General features: G+C 49.8%; 16 protein-coding genes. 9 read left to right on the top strand and 7 right to left on the bottom strand.

Annotated elements, in window-relative coordinates; translation table 11 throughout:
- Window positions 1-6: 6 nt before the first annotated feature.
- Both BMZ51_RS02035 and pepN read right to left on the bottom strand, forming a co-directional pair.
- Window positions 7-2,382, bottom strand: coding sequence for a PAS domain-containing sensor histidine kinase (locus BMZ51_RS02035; RefSeq protein WP_068003158.1), 2,376 nt, complete (start codon window positions 2,380-2,382; stop codon window positions 7-9).
- A 192-nt stretch (window positions 2,383-2,574) separates the two neighbouring features.
- Window positions 2,575-5,211, bottom strand: coding sequence for an aminopeptidase N (pepN, locus tag BMZ51_RS02030; protein WP_068003161.1), 2,637 nt, complete (start codon window positions 5,209-5,211; stop codon window positions 2,575-2,577).
- A 278-nt stretch (window positions 5,212-5,489) separates the two neighbouring features.
- Here pepN and BMZ51_RS02025 point away from each other — a divergent pair, with 278 nt between their 5' ends.
- The 7 genes from BMZ51_RS02025 (at window position 5,490) to BMZ51_RS01995 (ending at window position 15,500) form a co-directional block, all read left to right on the top strand.
- Window positions 5,490-6,653, top strand: coding sequence for a CaiB/BaiF CoA transferase family protein (locus tag BMZ51_RS02025; protein ID WP_068003162.1), 1,164 nt, complete (start codon window positions 5,490-5,492; stop codon window positions 6,651-6,653).
- Between the two features lie 94 nt (window positions 6,654-6,747).
- Window positions 6,748-8,616: an adenylate/guanylate cyclase domain-containing protein gene (locus BMZ51_RS02020; protein ID WP_068003165.1), complete on the top strand. Its 1,869-nt coding sequence runs from the start codon at window positions 6,748-6,750 to the stop codon at window positions 8,614-8,616.
- Between the two features lie 137 nt (window positions 8,617-8,753).
- Entirely contained in the window at window positions 8,754-10,655 is a 1,902-nt protein-coding gene (locus BMZ51_RS02015; protein ID WP_068003168.1) for a dipeptide ABC transporter ATP-binding protein, read from the top strand.
- Window positions 10,652-12,559: an ABC transporter substrate-binding protein gene (locus BMZ51_RS02010; RefSeq protein WP_068003171.1), complete on the top strand. Its 1,908-nt coding sequence runs from the start codon at window positions 10,652-10,654 to the stop codon at window positions 12,557-12,559. The genes BMZ51_RS02015 and BMZ51_RS02010 overlap by 4 nt, the downstream gene beginning before the upstream one ends.
- Window positions 12,560-12,691: 132 nt before the next feature.
- Window positions 12,692-13,720: an ABC transporter permease gene (locus tag BMZ51_RS02005; RefSeq protein ID WP_068003174.1), complete on the top strand. Its 1,029-nt coding sequence runs from the start codon at window positions 12,692-12,694 to the stop codon at window positions 13,718-13,720.
- Window positions 13,717-14,889 carry an ABC transporter permease gene (locus tag BMZ51_RS02000; protein ID WP_068003177.1) on the top strand — a complete coding sequence of 391 codons (1,173 nt, stop codon included), beginning with the start codon at window positions 13,717-13,719 and terminating at the stop codon, window positions 14,887-14,889. The genes BMZ51_RS02005 and BMZ51_RS02000 overlap by 4 nt, the downstream gene beginning before the upstream one ends.
- Window positions 14,890-14,906: 17 nt before the next feature.
- Window positions 14,907-15,500 carry a class I SAM-dependent methyltransferase gene (locus tag BMZ51_RS01995; RefSeq protein WP_068003181.1) on the top strand — a complete coding sequence of 198 codons (594 nt, stop codon included), beginning with the start codon at window positions 14,907-14,909 and terminating at the stop codon, window positions 15,498-15,500.
- On the opposite strand, the gene BMZ51_RS01990 is transcribed toward BMZ51_RS01995, so the two are convergent.
- Genes BMZ51_RS01990 through BMZ51_RS01970 form a run of 5 tightly spaced genes read right to left on the bottom strand, consistent with a single transcriptional unit; the run spans window position 15,475 to window position 21,127 of the window.
- The gene (locus tag BMZ51_RS01990; protein WP_068003184.1) at window positions 15,475-16,326 is read right to left on the bottom strand and encodes a polysaccharide deacetylase family protein; all 852 of its coding nucleotides are present in this window, start codon (window positions 16,324-16,326) and stop codon (window positions 15,475-15,477) included. The two genes, BMZ51_RS01995 and BMZ51_RS01990, sit on opposite strands and share 26 nt — an antisense overlap.
- Window positions 16,316-17,515 carry a glycosyltransferase family protein gene (locus tag BMZ51_RS01985; RefSeq protein ID WP_068003188.1) on the bottom strand — a complete coding sequence of 400 codons (1,200 nt, stop codon included), beginning with the start codon at window positions 17,513-17,515 and terminating at the stop codon, window positions 16,316-16,318. Before BMZ51_RS01985 ends, BMZ51_RS01990 begins: the two co-directional genes overlap by 11 nt.
- Window positions 17,515-18,645 (bottom strand): glycosyltransferase family 4 protein, encoded by a 1,131-nt coding sequence (locus tag BMZ51_RS01980; RefSeq protein WP_068003191.1) that lies wholly within the window; start codon window positions 18,643-18,645, stop codon window positions 17,515-17,517. The genes BMZ51_RS01985 and BMZ51_RS01980 overlap by 1 nt, the downstream gene beginning before the upstream one ends.
- Window positions 18,642-19,883 (bottom strand): glycosyltransferase family 4 protein, encoded by a 1,242-nt coding sequence (locus tag BMZ51_RS01975; RefSeq protein WP_068003364.1) that lies wholly within the window; start codon window positions 19,881-19,883, stop codon window positions 18,642-18,644. Before BMZ51_RS01975 ends, BMZ51_RS01980 begins: the two co-directional genes overlap by 4 nt.
- Window positions 19,883-21,127, bottom strand: a complete 1,245-nt coding sequence (locus BMZ51_RS01970; protein ID WP_068003367.1) for a glycosyltransferase family protein — start codon at window positions 21,125-21,127, stop codon at window positions 19,883-19,885. Before BMZ51_RS01970 ends, BMZ51_RS01975 begins: the two co-directional genes overlap by 1 nt.
- A 253-nt stretch (window positions 21,128-21,380) precedes the next feature.
- Here BMZ51_RS01970 and BMZ51_RS01965 point away from each other — a divergent pair, with 253 nt between their 5' ends.
- A complete protein-coding gene (locus BMZ51_RS01965) occupies window positions 21,381-23,972 on the top strand; it encodes an ABC transporter ATP-binding protein/permease (RefSeq protein ID WP_068003194.1) in 2,592 nt (863 codons plus the stop codon).
- 100 nt (window positions 23,973-24,072) lie between these two features.
- Window positions 24,073-24,513 carry a cyclic nucleotide-binding domain-containing protein gene (locus BMZ51_RS01960; protein ID WP_175484980.1) on the top strand — a complete coding sequence of 147 codons (441 nt, stop codon included), beginning with the start codon at window positions 24,073-24,075 and terminating at the stop codon, window positions 24,511-24,513.
- Window positions 24,514-24,524 lie beyond the last annotated feature (11 nt).

Here is a 24,524-nt window from a genome sequence, read left to right as displayed (position 1 = left end):
GTGTTTTTAAGCAGCGTTTAATTCGCTTAGAGCTGAGAAACGGCCTTTTTCGCGGCCTTTGGCTTTGAGAGGCAATTTGATGGTGACTTCAGTGCCCTTGCCGACCTCTGAAGAGATTTCCATGTACCCGCCATGAAGCTCACTCAACGAACGTGCAATTGCCAGACCAAGGCCCGAGCCTTTGTGTGTCTTGGTGAACTGGTTCTCGACCTGAACAAATGGCTTGGCGAGGCGCTCGATATCTTTCTTGGCAATGCCGATGCCATTGTCGGAAATTGTGAGTTCTGCGAATGCACCGACCTTGCGTGCTGAAACACGAACCTCGCCGTGATCAGGTGTAAACTTGATGGAGTTGGCAAGCAGGTTAAGAAGAATTTGTTTAACGGCGCGTCGGTCAGCCTGCAGGTGCATATGTGGCAGGTTTTCGCTAACCACTGTGATGCTCTTTTCTGCAGCCGTGGCAGAGATGATCCGGGTAGCATCCTGAACGATTTGCTGAATTTGAACATCTTCAACAGAGAGTTCAATTCTGCCAGCCTCAATCTTGGACATGTCCAGAATATCGTTGATCACGTTCAGCAGGTAATTTCCAGAGGAATGAATGTCTTTGCAGTATTCCTTGTATTTATCAGAGCCAAGGTCGCCAAACATGCCTTGATCCATGATTTCAGAAAAACCAATAATCGCATTGAGTGGTGTTCTCAGTTCATGAGAAATGTTGGCAAGGAATTCTGACTTTGCCTGGTTGGCATCTTCTGCGCGTGTCTTTTCGTCTGCGTATTTTTCTGTCAGCTCAACAAGTTGCTGTGCTTGTAACTCCAGCTTTTGGCGGGACTGACGTAAATCTGCGATTGTGGCCATATGTCCGCGCTCAGATTCAAGCAGCTTCTCTTCTTTGCGCTTCAGTTCGGTAATATCAGTGCCAACGGAAACAAAGCCGCCGTCTTTCGTGCGGCGCTCTGAGACCTGCAACCAACGGCCACCTTCCATCTCTACCTTGTAAGAACTTCCCATATCACTATCGATATGGTCGCCTTCTTCAGGTTCGGAAATGATGGGCTGACTGGCAGAGGACATTACAGTCGAATAAGGGGTGCCTGATTTGACAACGTGGTCAGGAAGCTCGTGGAGGCGGCGGTAGTTGGAGTTGCACATGACAAGGTGGTTGTCAGCGTCCCACAAAACGAATGCCTCAGAGATGTTCTCGATCGCATCACGCAAGCGCAAATCAGCGGTGCGGCTTTGCTCGGCGAGTTTCTTTTGTTCGGTCACATCCATACAGATGCCGATCAGGTGCGGTTCATTAGTTCCTGCGTCCGTTTGGACTTCTGCACGCACACGCAGCCAAACCCATGAACCATCAACGTGGCGCATACGCCACTGTCGGTCCACATTGCTCTTACCGGTATCTAACAGGCTCTTGGCCAGATCATAAAGGTCTACATCATCGGCATGGGTCAGGCTTTGAATTTCGGCAAAGCCCATAATATCGTTACGTGGGTCCATGCCAAGCATCTCATAGAGCGAAGCAGACCAGAACACACGGCCACGGGAAAGGTCCCAGTCAAACAGGCCACACCGGCCACGATTCAGCGCTGCATCAATACGCGAGCGCGTTGCAGCATAAATGCCGTCTGCTTGCTGGGCGCGTGTTGCTTGTGCAAAGTACGCATAAATGATCACGAGCAGAACCATGGAGGTGGCAACAAATATGGTCACATTGGCAGATAGCTCAGCGCGCCAGGACGCAAAGACTGCGTCTTCAGGCTGCATGATAGCAACCATGCCAAGTTTGTTTGGTAAGTGGTGAACCGTTGCACGTGTGGCATCTTTAGTGCCCTGATTAAGGGTTAAAACACCTGCGCGCTTACCAAAGAAGGTCATTGGCTGAGTGTCGCCAAGCAGACTTGTGATCTTCAACCCCTCCATATCTGGACGGGTCGGCGCGCTGGCAACGATGGTGCCATTGGGATCAGTTAAAAGGATTTGTCGGCTTTTACTTGTCGCCCGTGGGGGAAGGGCTTCAGACAGGGCGCGTTGCAAAGCTGAGGTTAGGCCTGCGCTGTCTTTCTCTTGCTCGGAAATTTCAATACTTGCGGTCAGAGCGGTTGCGATGAGAGTGAGATCATCTTGAGCTTTCTGGCTCACGTTTTCATAGTTGTAGGCAATTTCTAAACCACGAAAGATGGCAGTGCATGCAATGAAGATGATGCAAAGAGCAGGAATAATCCGGCGCATCATGGGCTCGGTAGTTAACAAACGTTGATAGGCCGGTTGCGCAAGCAGTTTGATATGCCCGGTCAAGGCGTCTTTCTTGCCTGCGCGTTTGGTCGAATTTAAGAATCGTCGAGCTGTCGCGCCCCCCGCAAAGGCTCGTGCCATGAATGCCCCCATGTGTCAGATTCCACCGCAAATAACTCAGGTTGCAATTTACCCGAATCACATTCATTTGAATCTATCCGAATCAACTTGTCCAGTGTCTAGACACAAAAAAATGGTTAACGGCAGCTATTTTTGCTGCCGTTAATTTTGGTAGGACTCTCAGAGACTTCGATATGAGTGAAGTAGACTTTGCTAGTCTAAACAGCGCTCAACTATTTCCTTGACATCGGTGGAGAGTTGCTGATCAGCGTTAAGAATTCGCTCCAATGCAGCTTTCGCCTTTACTCTGCGTTCCGCATTCATATTCTTCCAGGATCCGAAACTTTTGACCAATCTGGAAGCAACCTGAGGATTATTCTTATCCAAATGGAGTGTGATTTCAGCAAGATAGTCGTAACCAGATCCATCAGCCTTGTGAAAACCTCGCGTGTTGCTGCCAAGGAAGCCGCCAATGAGTGAGTAGACGCGATTTGGAATATCCCAAGAAAATGCAGGGTGTTCGGTAAGAGTACGTATCGTAGAAACGGCATCCTCATTTGGTGCCCCTGCAGCAATACTCAGCCATTTATCCATTGCAAGTGCGGTGCCTTGATGACGTTTTTCAAAGGCTTGCAAGCCATCTTTCGCGCCTTCAAGATTCCATGTCACGAGCAAGTTCAGCGCGCCCATACGGTCTGTCATATTGTCCGCGGCATCAAAGTGAGCCTTTGTCAAAGCTGCGCTACCCTCAATGCCACTGGCAGCCATGTAATAGAGGCAACGCAATTTCAGTGAACGTTTGCCAGCAGATGCGGCGTCAGGGCTAAAGGTTTCAGAAACCTCGATTGCAGAATAAATGCGCTCGAATGTGTCATAAAGCGATGCGCCGATTTCCTTGGCAAATGCATCACGTGCAGCACCAATTGCATCTGTATCTACATCCTTGCCAATTTCCAGAGCGATGTCCTTCTCGCTTGGCAACATTAAGCCAAACCCTCGGAAGGCATGGTCGAGGTTTTCATCTTCCGCCATGTTTGCAAGCGCAGAGATAAAGGCGTCTTTGCCAGCAGGTATGTCGCCATTGGTCATTTCGATGAGCATCTCGCTCATCAACGTTTGTGCAGCTTGCCAACGGTTGAACGGGTCGATGTCATGACGCATCAGGAAAATCTGTTCATGGCGATTGAGCCCAGCTTCAAGCTTAACCGGCGCTGAAAACTCGCGTAGGAGCGATGGTACCGGCTTGCTGCCGATGCCGTGGAACACAACGGTTTGTTTGCGCTCAGTCAGGCACAATAGGTCACCGTCTACGCGAGCACCTTCTGCCTTTGAATAAGCAATGTCCTCACCATTGGGACCAACCAGACCAAATCGAACTGGAATGAAGAATGGCTCCTTTTCAGGCTGCCCCGGCGTAGCTGGTGTTGTTTGCTCCAGCTCCAGCGTAAACGTCTTAGCAGCCTCATCGTAAGAACTGCTTGCTTTCAGGTGAGGGGTGCCGGACTGGTGGTACCATAAAGAAAAGTGCGAAAGATCGGTGTCATTGGCCTCTTCAAAGCATTTAATGAAGTCCTCGATCGTAGAAGCATCTCCATCATGGCGTTCAAAGTATAGGTCCATACCCTTGCGAAATCCGTCTGCTCCAAGGATGGTCTTGATCATACGAACAAGCTCAGCGCCCTTGTCATAAACAGTTGCCGTGTAAAAATTATTGATCTCTTTGTATTCTGTAGGTCGCACAGGATGCGAAAGCGGCCCCTGATCCTCAGGAAACTGACGGGATTTAAGGCGCACCACATCAGCAATGCGTTTCACTGGACGGGAGCGCTCATCAGATGAGAATTCTTGATCGCGGAAAACGGTCAGCCCTTCCTTCAAACACAGCTGAAACCATTCGCGGCACGTGATCCGGTTTCCGGTCCAGTTATGGAAGTATTCGTGTGCAACGACTGTTTCAATGCCCTCATAATCCAAGTCAGTCGCTGTCTCGCTGTTGGCCAAAATGTATTTGTCGTTGAAAATATTGAGGCCTTTGTTCTCCATAGCGCCCATATTGAACGCAGAAACAGCGACAATGTTGAACACATCAAGATCGTACTCTCGGCCAAACGTTTTTTCATCCCAGCGCATAGAGCGAACAAGGCTGTCCATAGACCACCCCGCGCGTTGTTCATTGCCCTTCTCAACATAGATATTCAAATCGACAGGCTTGCCAGACGCAGTCGTGTACTTCTCTGAAATACAGGTGAGGTCACCAGCAACAAGCGCAAACAGGTACGCAGGTTTTGGATGAGGGTCATGCCAAACCGCAAAGTGACGATCAGTGCCATCGATACGGCCAGTTTCCTGCGGATTACCGTTGCCAAGCAGGATTGGATTGCTCGCTTTGTCAGCTTCAATGCGGGTCGTAAATACAGAAAGTGCGTCTGGACGGTCATAGTAATATGTGATCCGGCGGAAGCCCTCAGCCTCGCACTGCGTGCAGTAAATCCCGTCAGATAAATAAAGTCCCATCAGCCGCGTGTTTGCTGCCGGATTGATTTGAGTGGTGATCTCTAGCTTAAACGGCTCTGTTGGGGGATTATGAACCACCAGTTTGTCAGGAGCAGCGTCATAGGCGTCGTCTTCAAGCGGGGTGCCGTTCAGCTTTATACTCAGCAGTTTCAGCTCGTCGCCATCCAGTTCTAATGCAGTGCCAGCAGGTGTGCGCGCACGCGGGTGAAGAGAAAGCGTAGAGACAACCTCAGTGGCTTCTGCATGCAGCTTAAAGACCAATGAAACTGTTTCAATGACATAAGGCGTTTCTTCGTAGTCTGTCAGTTTGATAAGCTGCGCGGTGTTGGATTGCATGACTGTTCTCCTAAAAGTATTGAAGCAGCTTTTCGCCTCCCGGCGCAGCGCTTATAAATTTCGGTGTAGATTGGCGGTACCTCTGAAATGAGAGCCGGTCAAATACAAGGAATGAAAACTTGCTCACTTTTGCACCCAAAACTAAAATAAGCAAGGATTCCAGTGGGTGGGAGGGACTGGAAGAAAGTCATGACAGATCCTCACAGGACCTGATTAGAAAAAACAGGTAGCACTGGGCCTCAAACACATCTGTACAAAACGACACTGAGGTTGCTTCTGTGACGGCTCCCCTTGAAAATATTAGAGTATTAGAACTAGCGCGTATATTGGCAGGGCCGTGGATCGGGCAAACCCTTGCTGATCTTGGGGCCGATGTCATCAAGGTGGAAAGCCCTCGCGGCGATGATACCCGCACCTGGGGACCGCCATTCATTGAGGACGAAAACGGCACTAAAAGCGCTGCATATTTTCATGCCTGCAATCGGGGTAAACGTTCCATAACCGCAGACTTTAGCAAACCGGAAGACCTTGAATTGATCTATGATCTGGTGCGCCAAAGTGATGTTTTGATCGAGAACTTTAAAGTCGGTGGGCTCGCTAAGTTTGGGCTTGATTATGAGAGCTTAAGAAAGATCAATCCGAAATTAGTTTATTGCTCAGTGACCGGCTTTGGTCAAAGCGGGCCATATGCACATCGCGCCGGGTATGATTTCATGATTCAGGGCATGGGTGGCATCATGGATTTGACCGGCCCCAAAGGGGGCGAGCCACAAAAAGTTGGCGTTGCCTTCGCTGATATTTTCACTGGCCTGTATGGTGTGATCGGTATTCAGGCAGCACTGCGCCGCCGCGATCTCACAGGTCAGGGCGAATGGGTTGATATGGCCTTGCTTGATGCGCAGGTCGGCGTTTTGGCAAATCAGGCCATGAACTATCTCAGCAGTGGCGTCGCCCCGACGCGGATGGGAAACGCTCACCCCAACATTGTTCCCTATCAGGTGTTTGAAGTGAATGATGGCCATCTGATTGTCGCTGTTGGTAATGATCAGCAGTTTGCAAATTTCTGTAAGATTTTGGGCGTGCCAGAACTGTCCCAAGACCAGCGTTACGCAACGAACCCTTCACGAGTCCAGCACCGGGAAAGTTTAACGGATCGACTTGAGGCTCTGGTCGTCAAATTTAATCGAGATGATCTTCTCAAGAAAATGGAAGAGTTCGGTGTCCCTGCCGGTCCGATAAACACAGTGGCAGATGTCATGAGCGACCCGCAAATTGAACATCGTGAGATGAAAGTCAATTTGCCGACTGCAAACGACCAAACTTATGTCCGAACGCCGATTAAGTTCACAAACGCAAATCTGAAGTTGGATAAGGGGGCGCCAGCACTTGATGAGCACAGAGATGAGATATTGAGAGAATTAGGCAAGGAAACCGGAGTATAAAGGCTATCTACACCATGAGGAGGCAGGCAGTTTGACGCTTAGTCAGGAGAGTGGTTTAACGCATTTGCATTCCTAGTACAGGTGGAAACACAGCTTGAAACTCTGGTTCAGGATAAAGCGCAGTATCGTCAGCCTTCTGCGTTGCTACTACAAATTATCGCTGACATGGCTTGTCGCGATTACATTCGTTACGGTCGTAACGTTGTGTGGCGGCATAGTGCTGTACATGTCGGTTCTGACGAACTTAAAGACAACGCGTAGTTTAGTCGAAAAAGCATCGATTATGTCAACCAAGGCAATTAACAATGCGTTGGGCGCCTATTTCAATCCGGCTTTTTCTTCGGTCTATGCAATCAAAACCTACGCGGAAGAACAGCCCAGTGCGAAAAACGCTATCTTTCGTGCAAAACAGACCTTCCGAGGTGTGTTGTTCGGGGTGAAAAGCATCGATGGACTGGTGCTTTCCCTACCCGATGGAACTCTGTGGGGCCTGAAACACGATGCAGATAAGAAAGAGCTGGTCTCTTTCAAACCCGAGCAGCCTCTCTTTCAATTTACCAATCTGCAAGTCAGATATACGAAAAGCCAGACAGACCCCTTTTGGGGAGAGTTCTTTGCAGGTAGCGAAGATCCGTTTTCGACTATCAGCAGTGCAATAAAGTTTGAGGGCGAGACAATAGCCTATGTCTCTGCAATCATCACGATGAAGGGAGTTGGCGCAATTCTCTCATCATCAAACGCAGATAACCTCGGCCCTCCAGGTGTTGATGAAGACGTCACCAGATTCATCCTAACCAGTCAGAACAACGTGCTAGCCTACGCGTCTCCCATAAACGAGCTGCAACAACATAATCTTCTTTCTCATGTGTCCACGTTTGGTGACCCGGTGCTGGCCAAGCTTGAGGAAAGTAAACCTCAACCGTTTAGTCAGCGTGCCCGCAAACAAGGGGTCGAACTGCGCCTGATCAATGACGGGGAAGATATATATGTGCTCGTTTTACAACGCCTCACATCAGAGGATGGAAGAGTGTATTATGTTGGTGAGTACCAGCTTGCCAACTCGCGTTATGATGAATTTTCACGTCTGAGTAACTCAATTTTTGCAGGTATTGCTGTCGTTTTCCTCTCGGCACTCGTGGCAATTTTCTTTGCACGCCGCTTGTCGTCGCCCCTGAAAGCCATCGCCAGAAGGGCTGAAAAATTTGGTGCACTGGAGTTCGATCACCTTGAACCTTTACCGCGCAGTCATATCCGCGAAGTTGATCAGATAACCACTGCAATGAATACAAGTATCAACGGCCTGCGGGCAATGAGCCGCTACATTCCAAAGTCGCTGTATTCCAAGTTGATGGTATTGGGTATTGATCAGGCTGCCAAAGCAAAGGAAGCGGAACTTACGATCCTCTTCACCGACATTGAAGGGTTCACCTCCATTTCAGAGCACCGAAGTGCAGGGGAGGTTGCCAATCTTTTGAACGAGCACTTCAAGCTACTGGTGTCTGCCGTTGAAGCTCATAAGGGCACGGTTGATAAATTCATCGGAGATGGGATGCTCGCCTTTTGGGGTGCGCCAAATGAGATGGAAGACCATGCAGAGCGAGCAATCGCGGCAGCTGAGGATATTGTGAAGGCAGTTCATGAGGCAAACAAGGCCGAGCCGGAAAATGCGCTGCACGTTCGCATTGCAATTCACACAGGCCCGGTCATTGTTGGCAATGTAGGTGCGGTAGAGCGTTGGAACTATACCATCGTTGGCGACGCTGTGAACGTTTGTAACCGTCTGCAAGTTCTGGGGTCATCAATGACCTCGCTTAAGGGTGCGTGCGTTCTGGTGAGCGGTGAAACAGTTGAAAAGGCACATCACCCTGACAGCCTGACGTGCCGTGGCCGCTACGAAATTCGAGGGCGTAAAGGGAAAGTTGAGGTATGGCAACTCAACTCAACCATGTGCGACGAAGAATAATATCGTCATTGTTTTCTAGTTTAATTTAAGTGTGTCTGGAATCCCAACCTCATTGAAAGAAAGCCCTGTTTTATTGTAACAGCCGCAAAATATTAGCTTGCGCATACCTGCAATAGATCAATGAGGAAGGGACACTCGTGAACCTGCTTGACGTCAGAGGATTGACGGTAGAGTTTCGAGGAGATGAAGGGCACCAAAACGTTGTTCGAGACGTGTCCTTCACCGTGCCTGAGAGCAAGTGTGTGGCACTCGTCGGCGAGTCTGGGTCGGGCAAGACTGTCATATCAAGGGCTGTGATGGGCATCTTGCCAACCAAGGCAAAAATCACCGCTGGCCAAATTCTCTTTCGCGATAACCGGCCAAATGGCGAAATTATAGACATTGCAAAGCAAGACCCGGCAGGCTCGTCCATGCGCGCGATCCGCGGCGAACAAATTGCAATGATCTTTCAAGAGCCCATGGTGTCCTTGTCCCCCCTCCACACCATAGGCGATCAGATTAGCGAGGCCGCGCGGCTGCACCGCGATGTTGGCTCAAAAGAAGCTTTTGAACTGACAAAGGACATGCTGAGGCTGGTTCATTTTCCAGAGCCAGAGCGTGCTATCCGCGCTTACCCTTTTGAGCTTTCTGGCGGACTAAGACAACGCGCGCTTATTGCAATGGCACTTATCTGCCGGCCCTCGCTGCTGATTGCTGATGAACCGACAACGGCACTTGATGTCACCATTCAGGCGGAGATCCTGAAACTAATCAAAGAAGTGCAAGCAGAGTTGAACATGACTTTGTTGATGATCACTCATGACTTTGGTGTTGTCACCAATATGGCTGATGAAGTGGTTGTCGTTTACAATGGCGAGATCATGGAAAAAGGCAGCGTCGAAGACCTGTTTTTACACCCGCAACATCCCTACTTGAAAGCGCTGCTCAACGCAGTGCCATCGCTCTCCATGGACCCAGAAGATCGGCTCGTTCCCATCCGCCCGATCAAGCCGCGCACCCATCCAATAGACCTTCCAACTCACTCTAACGGCAAAACTCAAGCATTCCGGGGTACTCCTCTCATTGAGCTAGAAGGGGTCTGTAAAAGCTTTGCCTTCAAGAACCAGCGCGGCAGGAAGAAGCGAGGCATGACAGCCGCGCTCGACAACGTGGCCCTTACAGTTCGCCGCGTCGAGTGTCTTGGGCTGGTTGGGGAATCTGGGTCAGGAAAAACCACTGCCTCCCTTGCGATGCTGAGAGCCTTTCCTCTAACGCGAGGCAAAATCACCTACACCACAAAAGATGGTCCACGCGATATACGGGATTTTTCAGAGGCTGAACTCTTTCAATACAGAAAACGTGCGCAAATCATCTTTCAAGACCCGTTTTCCTCGTTAAACCCACGCCGCACGCTCAATGAGATCCTGCAGGAACCACTAATTATTCATAGTATGGGAGACAGCGTAAGTCAGGCTGCGCGCATCAGAGAGCTTATTGATCTTGTCGGATTGTCTCCGCGGTATTTGCGCCGCTATCCGCACTCCTTTTCTGGTGGTCAACGCCAACGCATCGGGATCGCCAGAGCATTGGCGCTTTATCCCGAGTTCCTGATCTGCGATGAGCCTACTTCGGCTCTCGACGTCTCTGTACAAGCGCAGATTCTAAACCTGCTGAAAGACCTGAAGGATGAACTGGGGCTGACCTATGTTTTTGTCAGCCATAACCTTGCCGTTGTTGATTATATATCTGACCGCGTTGCAGTCATGTGTAAGGGCAAAGTTGTTGAAGTGGGGCCAACACGGCAAGTCATAGACAACCCGCTTCACCCCTATACACGTGCATTACTCAAAGCAGTACCTGAACCTTCATTGGAGCACAAATTGGACTTCAACGCATTGGAGGGCGCTGGTAGTTCTGACCCTGCACAATGGCCTTCACCGTTCCGTATCCAATACTCAATCATACCATTTTTGATTGAAATGGAGACGGATCATTGGGTCTGTGCACCGGGTATGGAAGCGATGCGTGACGCAGAGAGCTGGGGGGGAGGCCACATATGAAGCCCCTTGGCCTGCTTCCTTTCATTTGTTTGGCAAGTATACTGCTCTCTTCTGCGCAGTCCTCCGCGATCGTTTTGAAAGAAACTCCGGATATTCCACCTGGTCTGCCTCCCGTTGCTGAGCGTGTTCCCAAAGAGCCCCTCATCACTTATCCTGAAAAAATAGGACGCGAGATTGGAGTGCAGGGCGGTTCACTTCACACACTCATTGCGCGGCCCAAAGACGTGCGCCTTATTAACGTATGGGGGTATGCCCGACTGGTTGGCTACGACACCAATTTGCAATTGAAGCCAGATATTTTGGAAAGTGTAGACAATCAAGACGACAAGGCCTTTACGCTTAATATTCGTGAAGGGCACAAGTGGTCAGACGGCAACGCCTTTACAGCTGAAGACTTTAGGTTCTGGTACGAAGATGTTGCACTCAACTTAGCACTCAACCCAATTGGCTTGCCTGGTTTTATGCTCGTTGATGGGGAGGGACCGACGTTCACCGTTATTGATGACACCACCGTTCGCTTTGTTTGGGATACCCCAAATCCACTCTTTTTACAAACTCTGGCAAAAGCAAGACCACCTTTCATCTACCGGCCGGCAGCCTATCTAAAACAGTTCCATATAAACTATGGAAACCCCGAGTTTATCAGACAAATCGCACGCATCGAAAAGGTGAGAGGCTGGGCTCCTTTGTTCAACCGGCTTGATGACATGTATGGAGCAACAAACCCAACCATCCCCACGTTGCAGCCATGGGTCCCACGATCTGATTCAGGTGAGCGCCGTGCCGTGATGGAACGCAACCCCTTCTTCCATCGCATCGACAACGCCGGCCAGCAACTCCCTTACATAGATCGCGTTATCATGAATGTGGCGGATGGAAAGCTCATACCGGCAAAGACGCTGGCTGGCGAAAGTGACCTTCAGGCACAGGGGCTGGGGTTCTCCGATATCTCGGTTCTAAAGCGCGGAGAGCAAACGCAGGATTATGAAACCAGGTTGTGGCTTAATTCAAAAGGCTCTGAGATTTCTATACTTCCAAACCTCAGCATTAAAGACCCAGCTTGGCGAAAACTTATGCAGGACCGAAGGTTCCGTCATGCTCTCTCATTGGGAATTGATCGAGAGCTGGTCAACAAAGTGCTCTATCTAGGATTAGGACGTCCAGGAAATGATACAGTCCTCGACATATCTCCGCTCTACCGGCCGCACTTCAGAACAGCTTGGGCTGAATTTAATCCAGAACTGGCCAATAAACTGCTGGACGACATTGGTCTGACCGAACGCAGAGGGGATGGAATCCGCCTCTTGGACGATGGCCGTCCATTGCAGCTGATTATCGAAATCACAGGTGAACGATCAGAGCAAGACGATGCGTTGGAACTGGTTGCCGAAACCTGGAAGGAGATCGGAGTCTCAGCCTTCATTCGCCCCAGCCAGCGAGATACCATTCGAGCACGTGCGCTCTCTGGGATGCTGATGATGTCTGTTTGGTCTGGTTTTGAAAACGGGGTGCCAACGGCTGATATGCCTCCGCTCGATTATGCACCAACACGTGAGGATTTCCTCTCCTGGGCACCTTGGGGCAACTACTATGTGAGTGACGGACAAGCGGGCGTGAAGCCGGACTGGCCACCTGCAATTCAGCTTATTGACTTATTTGACGGCTGGCTGGTCAGTGGCAGTTTCAACGAACGTGAAAAGATCTGGGAGGAAATGCTACAGATCCATGCTGAAGAAACCATCCATATTGGCCTGGTTAATGGAGTACGTCAGCCTGTGGTGGTGAAGGGCCTCCGCAATGTGCCTGAAGAAGGCATCTACGGCTGGGACCCTGGAGCCCAGTTTGGCATCCATCGTATGGACTTGTTCTTTTTTACTGATCAGCTGCCTCATAAAGACGAGTAAACTCATTGCTGCAGGCCTACTGTTAAACAGCCGCTAATTGAGCCTCTCAAACCTGATTAGATTTTCTCAGGGAAACCCAAGAGTGCTCCATTACATTTGTCAGGAATGGTGTGAGAAAAGAGAGGCAAGCGGGTGCTCGATTACATGGTGCGGCGGCTATTGGTGATGATACCAACGCTGTTCGCTATCAGTTTCCTAATATTCTTCATCATAGAACTGCCGGAAGGAGACTATATCTCCAACCAAATCTCAATGCTGCGCTCAACGGGAGAAAGCGCCTCCATAGGTCGGCTTGAATTTCTTCGCAAAGAGTTCGCACTCGATCGCCCATTTGTTGAACGTTATGGCATATGGATCGGAGCCTGGCCCGGCCCCAATGGGTTTGACGGGTTATTACAAGGCAACTGGGGGTGGTCTTTTGAGTATGACCAGCCAGTGGGAGAGGTCGTCGGTCCAACAATACCGCTCACAATCGCGCTAAACCTCGCAACGATCGTCTTTATCTATTGTGTTGCCTTTCCAATCGGAATTTATTCCGCCACCCATCAATACTCGGTCGGGGACTACACCTTTACGCTTATTGGTTATCTAGGACTCGCGACGCCTAACTTTTTGCTTGCATTGGTCTTAATGTACTTGGCGAACAGCTGGTTTGGTCTGTCAGTGGGCGGGATCATGCAAGAGCAGTATATCGGCAAATCCATGAGCGGAGGAAAAGCGCTGTCCGTGCTGGCCCATCTGGTCGTACCAGTGATCGTTATAGGAACCGCCGGCACTGCAGCAATGATCAGGAGGTTACGTGCTAACTTGTTGGATGAGCTATATAAACAATACGTCACCACAGCTCGCTCCAAAGGGATGAGGGAAAGTAAACTCCTCATCAAATACCCTCTTCGCGTTGCGCTCAATCCATTCATTGCAGATATAGGGAACTTAATCCCCTCACTCGTTTCAGGTTCGGTGATCGTTTCTGTTGTTTTGAATCTCCCCACCGTAGGGCCAGTGCTTTTAGGTGCGCTACAATCTCAGGACCAATTCCTTGCAGGTTTCATCCTTCTTTTCGTTTCCATTCTGACTTTGATAGGCATGTGGGTCTCAGACATTTTGCTTGGATACCTCGATCCTCGCATTCGCCTTGGTAAAGAAGGGGGGCGGCAATGAGCCCCGATAAGCACGACAAAAATAAGGTTGAGCATTACGTCAACCCCAAGGGATTCAACCCGCGCGAGGTGGAGGTTCTAACCAAAGAGCAGGAGAGGTACTATCAGGCACCACAATGGAAAATTATCTGGTGGAAGTTTCGCAAGCATAAACTAGCCGTTGTATCAGCTATCATCCTTTTCTTCTTTTACTTGTGCGTGCCCTTCGCAGAAATAATTGCCCCTTACCCCGTGGCCAAACGCAACGTTGACTTCCTATTTGCACCGCCACAAGCCATTCACTTATTCCATGACGGAAGGTTTGTTGGGCCATATGTTTACGGTCTAAGTTCTTCTGTGGATTTGGAAAATCTTAAGTGGTCTTATGAAACTGACACCACGCAAATCCATAAACTACGTTTTTTTTGTAAAGGGGAACCCTACAAGTTCTGGGGCCTGTTCTCTGCCAGTTTACATGTCGTTTGTCCTGCAAAAGAGGGCACACTGTTTATTGCAGGAACGGACAGGCTGGGGAGAGACCAATACTCAGGATTGGTGTACGGTGCTCGGCTTTCACTCACCATTGGCCTTATTGGGGTGAGCATATCGATGGTGCTTGGTGTCTTGCTGGGTGGGCTAGCAGGCTTCTTCGGTGGCTGGGTTGATAACTCAATCCAACGCGTTATCGAGATCATGCGATCGCTGCCTGAGCTACCGCTTTGGATGGCCTTATCAGCTGCACTACCCGTAACATGGTCTCCCGTCTGGATTTACTTTGGCTTGACGGTCATCCTTGGTTTGCTGGATTGGCCTGGTCTCGCACGCGCGGTTAGGTCCAAGCTGCTTTCCTTGCGCGAAGAAGAGTACGCAAAGGCAGCAGCCCTCATGGGAGCCAGCCCGAGCCGTATCATCTTCAAACATCTTCTTCCTGGTTTCACGAGTCATCTGGTTGCATCTGCAACCTTGTCGGTCCCCGCCATGATCCTTGGCGAAACGGCCTTGTCTTTTCTTAACCTTGGGCTGCGTCGACCAGCTGTATCATGGGGTGTTTTGCTGAATGAAGCTCAAAATATCTCGGTTGTGACGATCTACCCATGGCTAATGGCTCCCGTCATCCCAATCATCATTGTCGTGCTGGCATTCAACTTCTTGGGAGACGGACTGCGTGATGCCGCTGATCCCTATAAGTAATTGGAGTATACACTTAAATGCAAGAAACATCCGAGGATTGGGATCATCAATGTGGTGAAGGTCGCTGGCACTTCCTAAATGATGTTAAGGAGGCTGCACGCTACGGCATACTCACTGCCTGGCTTACGCATACGGCTGCACTGCGTTCTGTACTTGATGTTGGCTGTGGTGAAGCAATCTTGTATCATCACTTAAAGGCCCGTGGACTGGGCAAATATTGTGGCGTTGACCTTTCTGAAGCCGCGCTGTCACAAACAGCATTAAAGCAGACAAAGGCGCAGCTCCAACAATGTGACCTTGAGAGCTTCTTGCCCCAAGTCGGCGCAAATTACTCTGCGATTGTTTTTAACGAGGTTCTTTATTTTTGTGAGGAGCCCGAGGGTCAGCTCAATCGATACGCTGAATTTCTTGAAGATAATGGGGTGATTGTAATCTCAATGTATTCCCCAGCGCGGAAAGGCTCTGGGGCGAACAGGACTATAAAAAGGATCTGGGAGGAGACCGACATCAAAGAACGTTGGCAGGTGCTGGATGATCTGGAGTTAACCTCTTTTTCTAAGAACATTGGCTGGAAACTTCGCCTTGTTACACCTGCCCGAAGGAAAGGCTGACCTCGCGCCGCGCTTCCTCTAAAAGCTCATAGGAACTACGCCAAACAACTGCGGGGTGTTCGCAAGTCAATTTCAAAAAGACTTCCAAAAACTCAGAGCATCCCTCGCCATGATCCAGATGATGGGTGAGTAATCCAAGAGGTTCCTTAGCATTGGTACGGCGTCGGCACAGTTGCAGGTCAAACCGCTTTTTTGCCGCTCCCCATCCACAAAACTGCTTATTCTTTTTCCACTTGATAATATCAATATGGCTTTGTACTTGCGGAATTCTGAAAGGGTTGATCCAAGTAAAAGCAGAAAGACCATAGCCTCGCTGTTGTTTGAGAAGTTGCACAGCTAGCGGGGCAATACGGTTCCATGGCGGCACAAATAGTGGGACAAATAGTGCGCCGAACAAGTCGCGCAATATCTCTTCCCCGTCCAGCAACTCCACCTGCATGTCATGAGAAGATCGCCGCCGCCCAAATTCGCTCGCCTTTTCTCCGCGCCCCTTGTCCTGATAGTTCACGTGTTGCCAACCATGATGAACAACATGAACGGTCTGCATTGATTTGAGCCGCTGGGCGAGAGCTTGTGTCGCAAATTTTGGAATAACAGCGAGTGAGATAGGAACGTTGAACTTTTCTGAAAAAACAAGCAGTTCTTCTAGCTCAGGGCTGGGGGAGACGGCATCATCATCACGCCACCACATATTCACAGTTTGCCCGCGTTCGGCAAACCAGTCGAGGTGTTTTGTAAGGTTATTCTCAAAATCTGTTCGTCTTTGAATAGGCTGAAAATACACATCCCGATAAAAATCTGATTGGGGGGCGATACTAGAGGTCACGAGAAATGTTCCTTTCCCAGATGATCCCAAGTGTATGATCTGTTGGAGTTTGTATTCCAAGGTCGGCTGCTAAAACCTGAGCAGAAATCTCGGCCCCATTGAGGGCAACGTGAAGGTTAGCAACAGGGAGTGAAAGAGCTTTTTGTGCAGCTTGCGCAAGGGTCTTCGCGTTGAGCACTTTTTCCGGAACAGCCACGGCGCGTTGATGCTTCATCAAGCTAAGCGAGCGCTGTGTTTGTTCTGTCTCTGCTTCTTGTGCAAAGGGAACCAATACAGAAGGAATACCAGCACGCAGGATATCAACCACAGTGTTGTAGCCAGCCTGGGAGATCGACAGCTTTGCATTCCTCAATAAAGCTGGAAAGTCCTTCCGGGCACGTTCAATGATAAGCTGGGAAGACGAGCTTTTGGAGAGCTCGCCAAACTCCTCCTCTGGGATGTCTTGCCCAACCAGAATACGCCACTTATGGCTTAGGTTTGCTGGCATATGGTTTGAAGCGGAAAGTGCTGCGCGCAAGAGGGCAGAGCCAACAGCCCCGCCCCCGCATGAGACGATGATCTCGTCTTTGCCATCACAGGAGGTGGTACTGGTTGCCCGGTCATCGCTGATGTAACCGGTATAGCGAATTTGCGAACTCACTCTGTGCTCATAGGGAAAGCTCTCTTCAAAGGTAATGAGTTGTGGGTCTGAGTGGACGAGAATGCGGTCATAAAACGCAAGAGCCTGCGAGGCCATCCATTCTTCTTTCCAACTTTCATCTTTACGTACGAGGAGATCGCGAACCGAACACACAACCCAAGGGGGCTTGGGCTCAGCGCTTGCCTGTTCCAACAGGCGTGTCATCTCTGCAGAGAACATTCTACGTCCAAACGGATATGTCTCAGTGATCAAAAGATCAAAATGCTGCGATGAGAAGGCAGACAACGTCGCTGCAATACGCCCTTCCCACCAAGCTTCATTAATGAGCGTGCCATTTGCATCCAGTAAAGCATCAAATTTGGCGCTTGCTGCACGCACAGCTGGCAGCTTGACCACGGTCATACCTTCGCAGTCCACTGTTTCGGGAATAACATTCCCTGTCGCCAGCGTTACTGCAATACCGCGGCGAACAAGGGCTTTTCCAAGCGCGACTGCCCTGACAATATGCCCGGATCCCAACAGGTGCTGAACATGGATGAAGGCTTTCATCATCTGCCCCCGTGCGCTTTTCGCTTAAACTGGTGGCGTTCCAAAGCCGCGTGAAGCACTTTGTCCAACCCTCTTGCACCAGCTTCAAGACTGTGGTTTTTGCGAATATTTTCAACTGCAGCAGCCGCCATGTTCTCGCGTTTATGCGGGTTCTTTATGAGAGACATAAGGTTTTGAGCCAATGCTGAAGCATCACCTTCGTCAGACAACAAGCCACTTGTGCCCTCTTCAACGATATCAGGAACCCCAAAAACACGCCCGCCAACCACAGGCAAACCGCAGGACTGTGCTTCCAAAAACACAAACCCAAAGGCCTCTCGAATAGCTGGCCATACAAAGATTTCGTGAGAACGGTAAAGGCGCGGCATTTCTTGCCATGGGATAAGGCCAATAAACTCGGTGCGCTTCCTATCAAATAATGGCTCGATCTCTGCTCTAGCTGGACCATCGCCTGCAATTGTTAAACGCCAAGGTAAATCTGCAATTTGCTTTAGGGCTGCTGCAAGCACCATATAAGAAAACTGTTTGTCTCCCGCACGCATCATACCGGCACACAAAAGCCGAATGGTCCCGTCTGCCGATCCCTTGGTGACGCTTTGGCTGATCTCGAACCGGGCTTCTTCCAAAAACGGAGGCAGGACGGTTAAGACATCCTTGCTCAGCACCTGTGAAAGGCATTGAGCATCCGAATTGGTGAGTGCGACCACTTGATCTGCTTGAGCCAGAGCAGCATCTGCAGCATTAAAACCAAGTGCCCAGTTTCCAGACTGTCTTTTGGGAGCACGGCTGGCTTCAACCACAACATATGGAATGTTGAATTTAGCGCAAAGGTACGGGCCGATCCAGTCGGGCGCTTTGTGGTATAGGTGATATGTGAGAAACACATCTGGCACGTCACCACGTTCAATCCACTGCTCTGAGATTTCCTGAGCATGAGTAAGCGCGAGCTTTTTTACTTCCCGTGTTACATCTTCGCCCCCTTCTGCGCGCCAGCTGCGAAAAGTGGAGGCAACCTCCACTTTATGTCCAGCCAATTCCAGTGCCCGCACAATCAGTCGTCCCATAGTTCGATCACCTGAAGGAACTGGATGATCGAGCGGTTTCATGGGAGCAGTAAAGGCGACTTTCATGAGCAAGGCTCCAGACTTTGTGAGAATCTTTCTTCCAGAAAATCCAAGCCAGGGGATGCGCTGAAGTTGTCATGAACACTGTGAAAGGCATTCATTCCAATTCGCTCTCGCTCACTGGGTTGAGTAATGAGCAACAACAGTGCATTTGCAAGCGAACTCACATTGTCAGGAGCGCACAGCACGCCTGTCTCACTATCCTTTATGACCTCAGGAAGGGCGGACACGCGTGTGGAAATACAAGGCAACGACATTGCCTGAGCCTCCATAACAACATTGGGCAGTCCGTCGCGATCACCGGTCTTAGAAACCCGGCACGCAAGAGCAAATAGGTCCGCGTTTTTCAGCGCTTCCAGCACAACGGCCCTTGGTTGAGGGCCGAGCCAGGAAATCTGATCATCAAGCCCCAAGTCCTCACCAAGCTTTTTGAGAGGCTGAGAAAGTTCGCCTCCGCCAATATGGGTAAGGTGCCAGTTGATGTCCTTCGGCAATGTGCTGAACGCTCGTAACAAGTTATCATAGCCCTTCTTATCTACCAGTCGCCCTACAGAGATTATCTGGACGCAATCACTCTTCGTTCCATCACGTAGCGTCGCAGGCCGAGGGACAGTGGGAAAGCCGCAAAAATCTAGACCATGATAAACGAGGCTGATCTTGTCTGGTGTTTTACATAGGGAGCGTAGGTACAGCAGGTTCGCCCTGGTGCAGGTCACCCCCCAATCAGCATCGGCCAGCTTTGCCTCAAGCTCCCAGCGCTCAGTGGTCCAGATGTCTTTTGCATGCGCAGAAAAAGACCACTGCCGACCAGAAAGTATTGCTGCGTAGCGCGCGACCGTGCATGGGCTATGGAGGTAATGTGAATGGATCCAGGTCACGTCCTCTGGAAGCTCGTGCGCCAAAACACATGCTTGCCCCCATCTGCGGAATCGTTCAGAATTACGCTTGTGCTTCAGACCAGCCTCAAAACGACTTCTTGCAGCAACATAACCTGATTGTTTTTTTGCCCACGCAACAGCGCGTTCCACGCGAGGACGATCATCTTTTAAATATTCTGTTAGATACAGGACCTCAGAAGTGATCTTTTCATGAACCTCATGAATGTAAGGATCATAGGGACGACGCAACGCCACAATAAGTTGGCGCAGCCCTCGCTCCTGCAAGCCAAAGAGCTCTTGCGCGATAAAGGTCTCAGAAAGGCGAGGGTAGCCTTTGACAACTACCGCTATGCGACCAGCTTTCATCATGACCCCGTTTGACGTGTCAATGTGGGATCTCCCGCGCTACTCGGTCGCTGGGAGAGAAGCTTCTCACACATCCCAATAATTTCAGCGGTTCTTAGGTTGATTACGTCTAATCCTCCTAAATAGTTCTCCGAATGAGCGTGTGAAGGAGGAGAGGCAAAAGGAAGGTTTGCCAAAGCCTTCACCATCAGCTCAACGCTAGGGTAGGAATCGATTGGAAGCATTTGTGCAAGCCCCAGTTTTTGTGCTTGCTCTGCGCGAATGGCTTGTTCTCTGCGCGGTACAACGCGGGGAACAAGAAGAGCAGGGTTGTTGAACGATAAGATCTCGCAGAAGGTATTGTATCCTCCCATACCAACCACGGCTGTGGCATTAGCAATGTAAGGTTCAATCTCTGGTGTAAAGCGAAGTACCTCAACATCGCGCAGATGTGAGGCGCGTGTTGTGAACGCCTCGACGTCGACCTTACTCATAAACGGTCCAAGTACGATCAGTGCTGGGAATAAAGGGCGCAGCCGTGCTTCATAAGCACGTATCACCCAGTCCACCAGTTCCACTCCATCACCACCACCACCCGGTGTTACGAGTACATAGGGGGCACCGTCAAACGGCGCTGTAAAGTCTTGAGCCGAGCTGGGCATGGAGCGGCGCAAGTATCCGGTAAATAGAATTTTGCCCATCACCGATGGGTCAAACCCCAGACCATCCAGCGGATTGTGCATCACTGAGGGACCATAAATCCAGATCTCATCGTAAAGGTCGTTCACAGCCGGGTAGACGCGTTTTCGAAGCCACTCCTCCTTCAGCACCAACGGATCGTCCATGATATCGCGCAGGCCAAGTACAAGGCGGGTTTTTTGTCCCTTAAGATATTGAAGTGTGGGCAGGACCTCGCCGCGCAACCCAAGAGGTTCCTTATCAACGATAAAGATGTCTGGCTTAAAGACTTTTGCAGTGTGCTCAATGATGGAGGAACGAATAGCGATCGTCTCATTGATGTCCAGCTGCAAAGAAAGCGAGGTGTATTCACCACTGCGCAGCTTGATCACACCGGGAATGCGCACAAAATCAACGCGGGAACGGAATTCGAAGCTGCCGATAATAGGGGAGCCGGAAAGGATGAGAACGGACATTTCCGGAAATGCGCCTACCAGAGACTGGGCGATAGTCTGGCATCGCCGCAAATGCCCCAACCCGAACGTGTCGTGGCTGTAAATCAGAATTTTGGGCGTCACTACCGTCATACGCTTTTGATTCCATGCGCTGCGCTCAAGACTCAGCATTAGACCTGGACACAAACGTGGCTCTGCCCGATTTTCCGCGAAAACTGCTCATCCACGCTAAAACGTCAGAACAGAACCCCATATTTTCCAAGAAAATGAGGTTTTGTGCCGATTTTTTAAGATCTAGAAGCTTAAAGTTCCTTTGCGTTAGTTAGAGTTTAAATCGTATCGCCTCAGTTCAAGAGAGCCAGAGCTGGGCCTTTTCGGAGTGGATATGGAAAAATCGCTTTTCCAATTCATCTGGAAGAACTCAGCCCGCTATCAAGTGGCGATTCTTCTAGTCACCTTATTGTCCTATCCGGTGAGTTACATCCTGCTGGATCTGCCTAAGAAAATTACCAATGAAGCAATTCAAGGTAGCAATTTCCCGGTTGATTTCTTCGGGATGCAGCTCGGACAGATTCAATATCTGGCGGCGCTCTGCATTTTATTTTTGGTACTTGTCGTCGTGAGCAATTGCATCAAGCTCTACCTGAATGTCTACAAGGGTAGACTGGGTGAGAGGATGCTGCGCCAGTTGCGGTTTGAGCTGTTTCAGCGTGTACTCCGCTTTCGCTTACCTCATTTTAAGAAGGTAAGCTCCGGTGAGATCATACCAATGATTACCGCTGAGGTCGAGGATGTTGGCGGGTTTATCGGAGAAGCTTTTGCGTTACCTGCTTATCAAGGCGGAATGCTGGTCGTGCAAGTTGGCTTTATCTTCATGCAGGACCCATTGCTCGGGCTCGCAGCCGTTTCGCTTTATCCGGTTCAAGGCTACATCATTCCCAAGCTCCAAAAGAAGGTAGTGCGCCTCTCGCGCCAACGCGTAAAGAACGTGCGGGTGATAGCCGACAAGGTTGGGGAGAGTATCTCAGGGATCTCTGAAATTCACGGCAATGACACGTCCGCATGGCATTCAGCAGATCTGTCGAGCCGCCTCTACCGCAACTTCAGAATTCGTTTCGATATCTATAACCGCAAGTATTTCATCAAGTTTGTCAATAACTTCATGAACCAGCTCACTCCGTTTTTCTTCTACTTTATCGGCGGGTATCTGGTCATTAAAGGGGAGCTTAGCATTGGGGCGCTCATTGCAGTCATCGCAGCCTATAAAGATTTGGCAGGCCCCTGGAGAGAATTGCTTACCTACTATCAGATGACTGCTGATGTCTCAGTTAAATACCAGACGGTCGTTGAGAATTTTGATCCACCAGACCTTTACGAAAAACAAAGACTGCTCGACGATGAAGCTCTCGCCTTCTCTGGCCCTCTTGCAATCGATAACCTTGGTTTGTCTGGGGTAGGCTCAGGCCAAGAAGTGCATGGTGTCTCCCTAACAATTGAGCCAGGTAAGCCAACCGCGATCTCAGGTGTTGATGGGTCAGGACGCGCTGAGCTTTTACAAATGGCAGCTGGGTTGCTAAGTCCAACTTCTGGCTCTGTATCCGTCAATCAGACCAGTTTTGAAAGCACGGCTGAAGCAACACTTGGCCGGCAGATCGCCTATGTGGGCGGTCATTTACATGTCTGGACAGGGACCATTCGAGACAACCTCTTTTATGGTTTACGTCACCGGCCTCAAGAGAAAATTGAATATGAAGGCAGTGACCTGAAGAAACGACAGCGTCAGCTAAAAGAAGCTGAGATGACACTAAATCCATATTTTGACCTGAGCGCGCGGTGGGAAGATTTAGAGCAAGCCAATGTTAGCTCCATTCATGAACTGGAAGATAAAGCATTGGAGCTTTGCAATGTGGCAGGCTTCTCGCGCGATCTGTACCTGCTTGGGGTTGAGACTGTTATTGCTAAGAGCTACTGCGAGGATCCCGCATGTGAATTTGTGACAAGTCTTCTGAGAGCCCGAAGAGCATTCAGCGACAAAATTACAGATGACGCGCAGCTTAGGAACCTTGTCGAGTTTTGGGATCCGAAAAAGTTCAACCAATCAGCAAATCTTGCGCAAAACCTGTTCTTTGCCAGTCCCAAAGAGCATTTTATGACCATAGAACATCTTCCTTATGACCCGCAGGTTTCGGCATTTCTAAAGAAAAGCGGCATGGATGAACACTTGACCGAGATCGGGTTGAAAATTGCAACGACGATGGTTGAGCTGTTTGCCGATGTGAGCGCAGACAGTGACTTGCTCAACCGCTATTCATTCATCAGCCGGGAGGACCTGCCGGAGTTTGACCGTATCGTGAAGGAACATAAAGGTGGCCTGCAAAACAGTCGGATTAAAACTGCAGATAGGGCGCGCTTGATTGCATTGGCTTTGAAGCTCATTCCAGCCAAGCATCGCCTTGGTGTACTCGACGAAGAAATGCAGGAAAAGATCGTGGCATCTCGGGCCCAATTCATGGAAGCGGTCGGCAGGCAAAACACACGCTTCGAATTCTTTGATCCTGACACCTACCTGACCACATTGAGTATAGAGGACAATCTGGTTTTCGGCCACGCAAGGTTGGACCGACGTGATGCAAGACAAAAAATCCAGAAAATTTTGCAAGAGATTGTACGTGATAATGATCTGATCGTACCAATCCGCAGGGCTGCCTTCGATTACCATGTTGGGATTGCAGGTGCGAAGCTCTCCTCACATCAGCGCAGGTTAATTTGCCTTGTCCGTGCTTTGTTAAAGAATGCCCACATCTATATTCTAGATGAAACGGCAAGCGGTCTCAGCGCCGCTGATAAAGCGTTGCGAGAAGACCTGCAAAAGATGATGTCAGAGAAAGTATTTCTGTTTGGGGTTAGTAATGATGCTGTCGCAGAGGAGTTTGAAACCGCAGTGCACCTAGAAAATGGGAGGGTTATCGAAAGATAGACTTTGGAACTATGGTGAGAAAAAGGCGAGATGGTGTGAGCCATAACACAGTTTGCGGATGTCATTTCAGTTATGCTCACAAGGTTATTGAGAGGCAAAATTGACTATTGATGCAGAAGTCCAAGCTTTAAGCCGTGTTCCTCTGTTTGAAGGATTAGAATCCAGCAAACTCCGCCTTCTTGCATTCATTAGCGATCGCATGGAGTTTCAAGATGGTGAGGACCTTTGTCACCAGGGAGACGATGGAGACAGTGCTTTTGTTGTTCTTTCAGGTGAAGTAGCTGTGTTCGTTGATGGAAACGAAGTTGCAAGGGTTGGACAATATGCCATCATTGGTGAGATCGCGATTTTGTGTGATGTGCCAAGAACCGCGACATTGAGGTCGGTTGGAGTAACTCATATCCTTGCGATTTCAAAAGAAGATTTTTTGAAACTCATCGCAGAGTTCCCGAAAGTTTCGCTTGAAATCATGCGTGTGCTGGCGTTGCGATTAGAAAAGACAACAAGAGAACTCGCGCAGGCTCGTCCTGCGCCCAGTTGAAAGGCCTGAAG

Source organism: Pseudovibrio axinellae (assembly GCF_900110875.1).
Taxonomy (GTDB): domain Bacteria; phylum Pseudomonadota; class Alphaproteobacteria; order Rhizobiales; family Stappiaceae; genus Pseudovibrio; species Pseudovibrio axinellae.
Note: the sequence above shows the minus strand (reverse complement) of the source record. Positions and strands in the feature narration are given on the sequence as shown.